The following is a 12,014-nucleotide window of genomic DNA, read 5'->3' on the forward strand; positions in this document are numbered from 1 at the left end:
AAAATTGAATTTTATTTAAGATTGAGTAGAACAAGAAGTATATAAAGCAACATTACTAGCTAAAAAATGTTCATGATCATCTGTACAATCTTAAAAAGGTAATAAATGGAGTTTATTCAAGCTTTTATTTTGGGTATTATTCAAGGTATTACAGAGTTTTTACCCATCAGTAGTACAGCACATCTTCTAATTGCTACCAAAGTATTTGGTTGGAAAGAATTAGGTTCTAAAGATTTTGTTGATGCTATTCAATTTGGCAGTGTTATCGCTATTGTGGGATATTTTTGGTCACTCATTGTTAATGTTGTCAAAGGTGGAATCACTGCATTCAAAGAGAAAGACTGGCAACGTGAAGAATGGAAAATTCTTGTTGGTATTACAGTCGGAACAATACCTGCCTTAATTGTTGGCTTTTTGTTGAAAGATATTCTGCCTGAGAGTGCATTAATTATTGCCATTATGTCAATTATTATGGCAATTCTACTAGGTTTAGCTGAAAAAATTGGCACTCGCAAACGCGGTTTTGATTCATTGCAGATTCGGGATGGGATTTTAGTTGGATTGGGACAGACACTGGCTTTGATTCCTGGCGTATCTCGTTCTGGTTCAACCTTGACAACTGCCTTATTTTTGGGATTGGAACGCGATACCGCCGCGAAATTCTCATTTTTATTAGGATTTCCCACTTTAACTATTGCCACCCTGTATAAAAGTTTGAAAATATTCAAATTATTTCAAACCCAAGCGTTACCAGATAACATTGTGGGCTTGTTAATTGTGGGAATTATTTCAACCTTTATTTTTTCCTATCTATCAATTGCTTTTTTGATCAAATACTTGCAAACCAAAAACACTTTGATTTTTGTTTGGTATAGATTGGCATTTGGCAGCGTCATTTTATTGGCGATCGCGGCAGGTTGGGAAGGATAATGTAATCAATGTATGACCAATGACTATTGACCAATGACTACCATTCAGCCTGCAAAAATTACCAGGGTGCTACCAGATTCCATCGCTGCTGAGATTGGCTTTGAGGTTGGTGATGCGATCGTTGCTATTAATGGTACACGTCCCCGCGATTTGATTGATTATCAGTTTCTCTGTGCTGATGAATTTTTAGAACTAGAGGTTTTAGACACTGCTGGTAAAACCCATAACGTCGAAATTGAAAAAGACTATGACGATGATTTAGGGCTGGAATTTGAAACTGCCTTATTTGATGCTTTAATACAGTGTAATAATCGCTGTCCGTTTTGCTTTATTGACCAACAACCACCAGGTAAGCGCTCAAGCTTGTATTTAAAAGATGATGATTATCGTCTGAGCTTTTTGTATGGCTCCTACCTTACCTTAACCAACTTACCAGAAAAGGAATGGCAGCGAATTGAACAAATGCGCTTGTCTCCCTTATTTGTGTCGGTTCATGCTACAGAACCCGATGTAAGAATCCGTCTGTTGAAAAATCAACGTGCGGGACAAATTATGGAACAGCTGCGCTGGTTCCAAAAAAGACGATTGCAAATTCATGCTCAAGTTGTAGTTTGCCCTGGTATAAATGATGGCAAACATCTGGAACAAACATTACACGATTTAGCGTCATTTTATACTGGTGATGTACCTGCTGTAGCATCGGTGGCAGTCGTGCCGGTAGGTTTGACAAGGTTTCGTCCCCAAGCAGACGAACTCACATCTGTAACTCCAGAAAAAGCTCAAGAAGTAATTGTACAGGTGCGATCGCTTTCACAGCAATTTCGCCAGCAATTCGGCTCTAATGTTGTCTGGTTAGCCGATGAATGGTTTTTAATTGCGGGTGAAGAATTACCCACAGAAGCAGAATACGAAGACTATCCGCAAATTGATAACGGTGTTGGTTCGATTAGGTTATTTCTCAAACAATTTGTCTCGGCTGCTGCTGAATTACTCCCAGCCAAAGTTTATCCTCAAAGAAGGTTTACTTGGGTAGTCGGTAACGCTGTAGAAAAAGCCTTTCAACCGATATTGCAACGTTTAAATTCTGTTGATGGTTTAGAAGTAAATATGTGGGCTTTAGCCAGTGATTATTGGGGGCAAACTATTAGTGTCACCGGATTATTAACTGGACATGATTTACATTTAAATTTAAAAGAACAAGATTTAGGCGATGGAATTTTACTGCCAAAAGTCATGCTCAAACATGGTGAATTAGTCTTTTTAGATGATGTTAGCGTTGCAGAACTAGAGAGAAAACTAAATATCAAAATATTTCCAGTAGCAGGAGTACAAGAATTAATCAACACCTGTATTGCTGAACAAATTAAAAACTAAATATAAAAACATCAGTTGTTTTTCGGAGGTAGTTTATTGATATGCTGAATAATAACTAATAAAGGACTGTCTAATAATAAATTAAGTGAGGGATAAAAGTGAAGAATCAGGGAACTGCAATAAAAGTAACCAAAAAAGCCGGATTCTTCATTTTTAGTTTTAACTTTTTCATCATTAATTGTTTAAGTATTTTTAATGTTTTACCAGTTAGGGCAGCGGGTGAAGAACCTGTATTGAGCGTAGTTCAGAGTACAGAAAACACGCAGCAATGGGCAGGAATTACGAAGCGCTTGCAAGCCATTGGGGCAAAGTATTGCGTGATTCCCTTATCGCAAGTCAGAAGTAATGCTGATTGGGGCGATCGCCGCGTATTATTTTTGCCCAACATCGAGACATTCACCCCCGCCCAAGCGATCGCCTTAGAACAATGGGTGAGCAAAGGAGGCAAAATCATTGCTAGTGGCCCCGTCGGCAGTTTATCAGCACCGGGAGTCCGGCAGTTAATGCGATCGCTCCTGGGCAGTTATTGGGGATTTGGGCTGGATGAAACACAACAACTCAAACCAGCTAAAACCAAGCTCCAGGGATGGGCCAACCAAACCGAACTTTTTGGTCAAGTCCGTGGTGGTGTGGTTATTCCCAACGGTGCTACCAGTCAAACCACTGCGGTGTGGAATGCCAAAGATAGTCCTGCTGCCGTAGTCAGTACAGAATGGTCTACCTTATTGGGCTGGCGCTGGGGAACAGATGCAGCCTCAGCATTCGAGTTAGATCATGCCTGGTTAAAAGCTGCCATCAATCGCCATCTAACAGCACCATCTGAAGGACAGAAAAAAATCGCTGGGGCTGACTCAAGTTGCTTGACCACAATTGCAACTACTCCCCCAACTTCCCCATCGCCCATCACCGCTACCGCACCCAAACCTAGATTAATTCAGCGAATCACACCGCCATCTTCCCAGGAGGCGATTGACCAACTAGAACAAACAGTGCGTTGGAATGTTGAACCCAATTCTAATGCGCCGATTGACGACAAAGAAGCGATCGCCCTCCAGCAAGAGTTAGAAAATTTGATTAGTCGCTTAGAAAGCGCCCAATTAGCCGCATCAGTTCATGCTGCTAATTCTGACGAAGCCATCACTAGCCATTCCCCGTCTCTCAAAGAAGAAGAGACGCGCGTAGCTTCCACTAGACCGGGATTTACCATCGCCAGTAGAGAGCAAGCAATAGCACAGGCGCGGCTAGTTGCCAAAAGTATTACCGAACTAATTGCTAATAAAAACTATGCCGTAGCTCGTCAGCAGTGGCTGGCCACAAGGGCAAATTTGTGGAAAAATTTTCCGACAAATCGCCGACTAGCCCCAGCAGAAATTCGCGCAGTCTGGTTAGATAGAGGCACAATTGTCCGAGCTGGTGGTGAAAAAAAATTAGCCGAAGTTTTTGACCGCTTGGCACAGTCAGGAATTAACACCGTTTTTTTTGAAACTCTCAACGCCAGTTACCCAATTTACCCCAGTCAAGTTGCACCACAGCAAAACCCCCTAATTCGCGGCTGGAACCCTTTAGCTGTGGCGGTAAAATTAGCCCATGAGCGAGGCATGGAGTTACACGCCTGGGTGTGGGTTTTTGCCGCGGGGAACCAGCGCCACAACCAAGTAATTAACGTTCATCCTGATTACCCAGGGCCAGTATTGGCGGCTCATCCCGATTGGGCAAACTACGATAACAAAGGCAATACCATTCCCCCTGGTCAGACCAAGCCATTTTTTGATCCAGCTAACCCGCAAGTGCGGCAATATCTCCTCAAATTATTTGAAGAAATTGTCACCAAATATCAGGTAGATGGTTTACAGCTAGATTACATCCGCTATCCTTTCCAAGATCCTTTTGTCGGTCGGACTTACGGTTACGGTCAAGCTGCGCGATCGCAATTTCAGCAGTTGACTGGTGTCGATCCTCTGACTCTTTCGCCTACTCAAGGCGAATTGTGGCAAAAGTGGACAGAATTTCGTACCCAACAAGTTGATAGCTTTGTCGCCGATGTATCACAGATGTTGCGTAAACAGCGTGACAATTTGATTTTGTCGGTGGCTGTATTTCCCCTACCAGAACGAGAACGGATTCAGAAACTACAACAACATTGGGAAGTTTGGGCAAGACGAGGAGATATAGATTTAATTGTCCCCATGACTTATGCCCAAGATACAGCTCGTTTCCAACGCCTAGCACAACCTTGGATAGCTTCTACACAGTTGGGTTCTACATTATTAGTGCCAGGAATTCGTTTGCTATCTTTACCAAATCTGGCTGCATTTGACCAACTCCAAGTCATTAGAGACTTGCCAGCTAGTGGTTATGCACTTTTTGCCGCCGAGAACTTTAACAATGATTTGCTGAAAATTTTTACTCATACTCAAGGTAAAGTGCAAGCTGTAGCTGCTGTTGAACCGATTCCCCACCGTCAGCCTTTTCAAACTGCTGCTGCTCGTTATGCAGCACTGAAACGGGAATGGCAGTTTGTCATGGAAAACGATCAACTGCAAATACCTACCATCAGAATTTCTGAGTTTAACAACCAAATAGAAGTGCTAGAGCAAGCTTTAAATCAGTTGGCTACCTCACCTTCACCTAGTAAGTTACTCACAGCAAAAGCCTCTTTAACTCGATTTCAGGCGCAATTCCGCATTTGGATGCGCGAACCTGCGATTAATAACCCCTATCAAGTCAAAGCGTGGGAAAATCGGCTGGCAATGATAGAAAGACTATTACGTTATGGTCAAAGGCGATCGCAATTACGCCAGTAGATAAAAAGTATGAAGTGTGAAGTATGAAGTGTGAAGTGTGAAGTGTGAAGTGTGAAGTATGAAATTTTTTCTTTAGCCTTCTGCCTCTTAACGAATGACAAATGATCCTTGACCATTCTTAATATTTGTGTTTCTTCATACAAAATTTACAGTGAATTCACAGTATTTATCATTAGGATAATATTATCAATCTGGCATCAAAATCCTAAAACATACTGGAATAAACTCAGTTGAGATAACTATTGACAATAGCTATCGTGATTATCTATGTATACCCGACCACAACTTCTCTGGCTACAAAGCTTAGAGGAAGTAATTAACTGTTCGCCACTAACAGTTCAGCCAGAAACATCAGTGTCAGAGGTCATCTCACTGATGGCAAAGTGGGGTGTCGATATTTTGGTAGTGTCAGTTTCCCAGGTAGTAGGATGGTTGACAGCGAAAGATATAATCAAGCTCTTAGCTTCGGGTATAGACTGCAAAACCGCCAAGATTTCTGAGGTGATGCAGACCACAGTAATTACACTGAAAATTTCCGAACTTCACCATTTAACAACAGTAATTTCACTGTTGCGCCAGCATCAATTAAATATTTTGCCAATTGTTGATGAGGAAGGTCAACTGATTGGAACAGTTACCCCTGAAAGTATTTGTCAAGCGCTAGAACCAACAGTCGAGGACACTAGAAACGAAAACTCAGCGCGAATACCTTTGCTAGAGTCAGCAGTAGTATATGCTAACGACTCAAAAGCAAACCAAGATTTAGAAAGGCACGTTTCCGAGCGGAACATAGCCCTAAAGCCAACAAATCAGCAATTATTAACCGAAATTGCCGAACGCCAAATAGTAGAAGAGCAACTGCGCCAATCCCAAAAAATGTTGCAGTTAGTCATGAATACTATTCCTCAAGGTATTCTCTGGAAAGACTGCAATTCTGTTATTTTGGGTTGTAATTGGAACTTTGCCAAATTAGTTGGCGTAGAAAAACCAGAAGATATTATCGGTAAAACAGGTCATGATTTCCTTACCAACAAGTCAGAAGCAGACTTTCACCATGAGTGTGATGCCAGAGTAATCGAGACAAATCAAGCAGAACATCACATCATCTCTCTGCTTTCACGAGTCAATGGTAAACAAGCGTGGTTAGAAACCAATAAAATCCCACTGCATGATGTTGCAGGTAATGTAGTCGGTGTTTTGGGTACAGTTGAAGATATCACTGAACGCCAACAAGTACAGGAAGCTTTAGAAAAAAGCGAAGAACGCTTTCGGTTTTTGGCAGAATCCATTCCCCAACAAGTATGGATTGCTGATGTCAATGGCAACATTGAATATGTTAACCAACGGACTCTTGATTATTTTGGTTGTACTCCAGAGCAACTTCTTAGTTGGGCATGGCAGCAATGGCTACATCCAGATGACTTATACCGTTGTTTAGCAGATTGGCAAGCATCTTTAGACACAGGTAAACCCTTTGAAGGAGAATTTCGTTGGCTCCGAAGTTCTGATCAAACCTATCGCTGGCATTTAGCCCGTGCTATACCTTGGCGTGATCATGAAGGTAAAATTAACGCTTGGTTTGCTACAAATACTGATATTAACGATCGCGTTACAGCCGAAATTGCCCTGAAACATAGCGAACAACGGTTCCGTAATTTAGTGGAATCTAGCTACGATTTGATCTGGGAAGTTGATCAAAACTGTGCTTATACTTACGTCAGTCCCAAAATCCGCGACATTTTGGGTTACGAACCAGAAGCAGTTTTGGGGAAAACACCTCTTGATTTTATGCCTCCAGAACTACAACAATCACTGGCTACAGGTTTCGCCGCAATTTTGGCAACACCACAACCATTTCAATGTTTAGAAAACATCCAAATTCATCAAAATGGGCATCAAGTAGTTTTAGAAACTAGTGGTGTTCCCGTGTTTGATTCAGTAGGTAAATTCATTGGCTATCGCGGTACGAATCGAGATATTACCGAACGCAAACAAGCGGAGATGGCATTACTGGAAACTCAACAGCAACTAAAGGCAATTTTAGATCACTCGACTGTGGCAATTTATGTAGTAGATACTGACAACAGATTTGTGTTGATTAACCGTCATTTTGAACAATTATTCAACATTACCCCAGAGCAAACAATCGGCACCAGTATTTACGATATTTGGACTGATGAGATTGCAGATAGGTTTGCAGTCAACAACCATCAGGTAATTGCCAACGGCATTCCGCTAAAAGTTGAAGAAGTTGTTCCTCTGGATGATAGGTTACACACCTACTTTTCTGTCAAGTTTCCGTTAAAAGATGCCAAGGGTGTTCCCTATGCTGTCTGTGGCATTTCCACAGATATTACCGATCGCAAATTAGTAGAAGAGTCCTTGACGCGCTTTCATAAAGCTATAGAAAGCACCAGTGATGCTATTTGCATGTCAGACATCACAGGTAAAACAATTTACATCAATCCAGGGTTTACTGAAATCTATGGATACACTTTAGAAGAATTTCAAACTGCTGGAGGAGCAGCCAGTATCTTCAAATATCCAGCAGAGTTCAACCAAGTATTAACAGCTATTCAAAGTGGTGAATCGTGGCGCGGTGAAGTGACAATGCGAACCCGTGATGGTCGGCTTTTACAAATTTATTTATCCGCTAATGTAATTAAAGATTTCACTAGCAAACTTACTGGAAGAGTTTGTATCCATACTGATATTACACAACGCAAACAGGCAGAAGAAGGTTTACGATTACGCGATCGCGCGATCGCCGCCAGCAGTAATGGCATTATCATTGCAGATGCCAGCATTCCCAACGGCCCAATTATTTATGTTAATCCAGCTTTTGAACGCATGACAGGCTACTGTGCAGATGAAGTGATTGGAACAAGCTTTCGGTTGTTTCAATGTGCAGACATCGAACAATCTGGATTAAAAGAACTCAGCGACGCAATGCAAGCAGGTAGAGACTGTACTGTAGTTCTGCGTAATTATCGTAAAAACGGCAGCCTGTGGTGGAATGAACTAAATATTTCGCCTGTATATGATGCTGATGGTGTCCTGACTCATTACATTGGGATTCAAACAGATATTACTGAACGCAAGCAAACAGAAACAGCCTTACTTGTCAGTCAACAGCAATTGCAATATTTACTCTCATCCAGTCCCGCTATCATATATACCAGTAAAGCTTGTGAAGGATTTGGTGCTACCTTTATCAGCGACAATGTGAACATCGTCACTGGCTATCAACCACAAAATTTTACAGAAGATGCCAGCTTTTGGCTCAATCATATTCACCCAGAAGATGTACTTAATGTTGTTGACGAACTAGCAAAAATTTCGCAGCAAGAACACTACAGCTTAGAATACCGTTTTCTCTACAAAAATGGTATTTACCACTGGCTATCTGACCAAGGCAAACTTGTCCGAGATGACACTGGTAATCCCGTGGAACTAGTTGGTTACTTAGCAGACATCACAGAACGCAAGCAATTAGAGCAAGAATTAAGAGTAGCACTAGAAAAAGAAAAAGAACTCAACGAACTAAAATCTCGCTTTATTTCTATGACTTCCCATGAATTTCGCACACCGTTGAGTACCATTCTTTCTTCTTCAGAGTTACTCGAACATTATCGTTACAAATGGACGGAAGAAAAACAAATTACCCATCTGCACCGCATTCAATCAGCCGTGAAGCGCATAAATGAAATGTTAAATGATGTGTTAGTTATTGGTAAGGCAGAAGCAGGAAAACTTGACTACGAACCTACGGCTTTTGATTTGGTTGCCTACTGTTCTCATATCATCGAAGAAGCTCAAATAAATCAAAGTAATCGATGCTCAATTTCTTTTACTAGTCAATATTCATCCATCTCATGCTGGATGGATGACAAATTGCTAGGGCATATTCTCAACAATTTACTCTCGAATGCGATTAAATATTCTCCACAAGGAAGCAATGTAAACTTTAATCTTACTTGTGAGGATGGACAAGCAGTATTGGAGATACAAGACCAAGGAATTGGTATTCCTCAAGAAGACTTACCACATTTATTTGAATCTTTTCATCGGGCTAAAAATGTGGGTAATATCCTAGGAACTGGATTAGGGCTGGCAATTGTAAAAAAGTGTGTAGATATACACAAAGGTAAAATTGCCGTTACTAGTTCGCTGGAAGTTGGTACAACCTTTACTGTGACTCTGCCATTAAATCACACAATGCAAATCGAGGGAAAAGATGGTTAAGATTTTGGTAATTGAAGACGAAGAATCTGTGCGGGAAAACCTTTTAGATTTGCTAGAGGCAGAGGATTTTGAAACGGTTGCCGCGGCTAATGGCAGAACAGGTATAAATTTAGCATTGACTGAGGCTCCAGATTTAATTTTGTGTGACATGATGATGCCGGAAGTTGATGGTTATGGGGTACTCACAGCATTACGGCAAGATCCATCAACAGCAACAATTCCATTCATTTTTCTGACAGCCAAATCTGCTAAAGCTGATTTTCGGCAAGGTATGGATATGGGTGCAGACGACTATCTAACTAAGCCGTTTACGCGGGCTGAATTATTAAGTGCTATTATGAACCGCTTAGAAAGACAAGCCACTTTAAAAAAATATTTATCTAACCAAAAAGTGAGTAAACCTTTTTCACCCAAAATCCAGTTACTAGAACTTAGCTTGCAACGCGTTATTCAACAACAAAAGTTTCAAGAATTTGAAGTTTATTATCAACCTATAGTTGATATTGCATCTGGACAAATCATAGCATCTGAAAGTTTATTACGTTGGAACAGTCCTGAATTAGGTTTAGTTACTCCAACAGAATTTATCCCAATTGCTGAATCTACAGGTTTAATTATACCTATTGATCAATGGGTATTACAAAGTGTTTGTCAACAAATTAAGATTTGGCATGATGTCGGCATTACTTACTTGACGATGACGGTTAATTTATCAGTTATTGATTTTAATCAGCCCGACTTGATTAAAAAAATTACTGAGTTCTTAACTAAGAACAACCTAGAGCCACAATGTTTAGAAATAGAACTTACAGAAAGCATCATTATGCAAGATATCAATGGTGCGATCGCCACTATGAATAAATTACAATCTTTGGGATTAAAAATTGCTATTGATGATTTTGGTACTGGTTACTCTTCGCTGATTTATCTTAAAAATTTACCAATTAACACCTTAAAAATTGACCGTTATTTCATTCATAATGTAGCCACAGATAGTCAAAAATCTGCTATTACTAAAGCCTTAATTGAAATGGCACACAACCTAAATATGCGAGTCGTTGCTGAAGGTGTGGAAACAGAAGAAGAATTGCATTTTTTGCGTCATCATCACTGTGATGCCATGCAAGGTTTTTTATTCAGTCGTCCATTACCAGCCGTAGAATTTGAAAACTTTTTGTGGAGTAATAGACATTTGTATATATGAATTTATCTAAACTTTAAAATCAAGCTTTTTGCTACATAAAATTTTTGTATTTATCAATCAAAGATAAATATATAATTTAATTGATAATTTGATTGAAGAGAAAAATGTGTGCTACTTATACAAATGTTATTACTAAAATTTATTTAGCATATATTCTTTTAAAATTTCATATTTGCTTAGATTCAATCAATATATGAATAAAATTTTAGTGATTGAAGATGATATAAATGTACGGCAAAATATTGTAGATTTGCTCTATGCTGAAAATTTTAACGTCATTATTGCCGAAAATGGTTACATTGGGTTGCAGTTAGCGCAAGCCGAAATTCCTGACTTGGTAATTTGTGATGTGATGATGCCAGAATTAGACGGTTATGAAGTACTGAAAGAATTACGTCAAAATCCTAAAACAGCAATCATTCCTTTAATTTTTTTAACTGCCAAATCGGAAAAAACTGACTTTCGCAAGGGGATGGATTTAGGCGCTGATGACTACATCATCAAACCTTTTTCCAGGACAGAATTATTAGCTGCCATCACCTGCCGATTAGAGAGACAAACAGCAATTTATCAACAAACTCAAGAAAAATTAGATAAATTGCGTAATAGCATTACTCTGTCCCTACCTCACGAATTACGAACTCCGCTGAATGGCATCTTGGGTTTCTCGCAACTTTTGATGGAAGAAAGTGAGTTACTAGATGCAGAATCTATCAAAGAAATGGCAGAATTTATTCACCAATCAAGTCAGCGTTTATTTCTTTTAATTCAAAAATTTTTACTGTATGCAGAACTAGAAATCATTGCTACAGATCCGCAACGTGTCAAAGAAGTTCAAAGCCAGTCAACTGATTTCCCTACACTAGAACTAGCTGATGTAATTACAGAAATTGCTAAAAATTCGAGTAGAGAAGCAGATATCCAAATAGATTTCTCACCATGTCACGTCAATATTTCTACAAAAAAAATTACGAAAATTATTGAAGAATTAATTGATAATGCTTTAAAGTTTTCGCCTTGTGGCACACCAATTAAAATTACAGCTAAGGTAATTAATCATACTTTCAGTTTATCTGTTAGCGATCAGGGCCGAGGTATGAGCGCCGATCAGATTGCGGAATTAGGCGCTTATCGACAATTTGAGCGGAAACTGCACGAACAACAAGGCTCAGGATTAGGCTTAATCATTGTCAAAAGACTAGCAGAGTTACACGGCGGTAAACTCAAAATTGAAAGTAAACCCCAAGAAAAAACAGTTGTCACCGTTACACTTCCGTGCAGCACTCAAGAAACATTACTCGATACTCAGCAATCAGCACGGGCTGAACGCCCCGCTACTGCTAACAGCACTTAAAACATGACTCAGCAATAAATAAAAGCTTGGACATTGTTCAAGAAGCGATAGCTTATCTAGGCAATGCTCAAGCTAGTTGGGTATGTAGATTTGGCTGACTCGA

At 39.9% G+C, this 12,014-nt stretch carries 6 protein-coding genes; all 6 read left to right on the forward strand.

Translation table 11 applies throughout. From position 1 onward, the window contains the following. Positions 1-105: 105 nt before the first annotated feature. The 6 genes from IQ259_RS11565 (at position 106) to IQ259_RS11590 (ending at position 11,911) form a co-directional block, all read left to right on the forward strand. Positions 106-930, forward strand: a complete 825-nt coding sequence (locus tag IQ259_RS11565; protein ID WP_193884775.1) for an undecaprenyl-diphosphate phosphatase — start codon at positions 106-108, stop codon at positions 928-930. A gap of 33 nt (positions 931-963) precedes the next feature. After that, positions 964-2,304, forward strand: coding sequence for a TIGR03279 family radical SAM protein (locus IQ259_RS11570; protein ID WP_193884776.1), 1,341 nt, complete (start codon positions 964-966; stop codon positions 2,302-2,304). Positions 2,305-2,402: 98 nt separating this feature from the next. Then, positions 2,403-5,108 (forward strand): family 10 glycosylhydrolase, encoded by a 2,706-nt coding sequence (locus IQ259_RS11575; protein WP_193884777.1) that lies wholly within the window; start codon positions 2,403-2,405, stop codon positions 5,106-5,108. A 267-nt stretch (positions 5,109-5,375) separates the two neighbouring features. Further along, positions 5,376-9,353, forward strand: a complete 3,978-nt coding sequence (locus tag IQ259_RS11580; protein ID WP_193884778.1) for a PAS domain S-box protein — start codon at positions 5,376-5,378, stop codon at positions 9,351-9,353. Beyond that, the gene (locus IQ259_RS11585; protein WP_193884779.1) at positions 9,346-10,557 is read left to right on the forward strand and encodes an EAL domain-containing response regulator; all 1,212 of its coding nucleotides are present in this window, start codon (positions 9,346-9,348) and stop codon (positions 10,555-10,557) included. Before IQ259_RS11580 ends, IQ259_RS11585 begins: the two co-directional genes overlap by 8 nt. Before the next feature lie 193 nt (positions 10,558-10,750). After that, positions 10,751-11,911, forward strand: a complete 1,161-nt coding sequence (locus IQ259_RS11590; protein WP_193884780.1) for a response regulator — start codon at positions 10,751-10,753, stop codon at positions 11,909-11,911. Positions 11,912-12,014 lie beyond the last annotated feature (103 nt).

Origin of the sequence: Fortiea sp. LEGE XX443, from assembly GCF_015206815.1 — a bacterium.
Taxonomy (GTDB): domain Bacteria; phylum Cyanobacteriota; class Cyanobacteriia; order Cyanobacteriales; family Nostocaceae; genus Nostoc_B.

Excerpts from the sequence above, each read along its gene's own strand:
- IQ259_RS11565 (WP_193884775.1), top strand. The coding sequence starts at position 106 with ATGGAGTTTATTCAAGCTTTTATTTTGGGTATTATTCAAGGTATTACA.
- IQ259_RS11570 (WP_193884776.1), top strand. The coding sequence starts at position 964 with ATGACTACCATTCAGCCTGCAAAAATTACCAGGGTGCTACCAGATTCC.
- IQ259_RS11580 (WP_193884778.1), top strand. The coding sequence starts at position 5,376 with ATGTATACCCGACCACAACTTCTCTGGCTACAAAGCTTAGAGGAAGTA.
- IQ259_RS11585 (WP_193884779.1), top strand. The coding sequence starts at position 9,346 with ATGGTTAAGATTTTGGTAATTGAAGACGAAGAATCTGTGCGGGAAAAC.
- IQ259_RS11590 (WP_193884780.1), top strand. The coding sequence starts at position 10,751 with ATGAATAAAATTTTAGTGATTGAAGATGATATAAATGTACGGCAAAAT.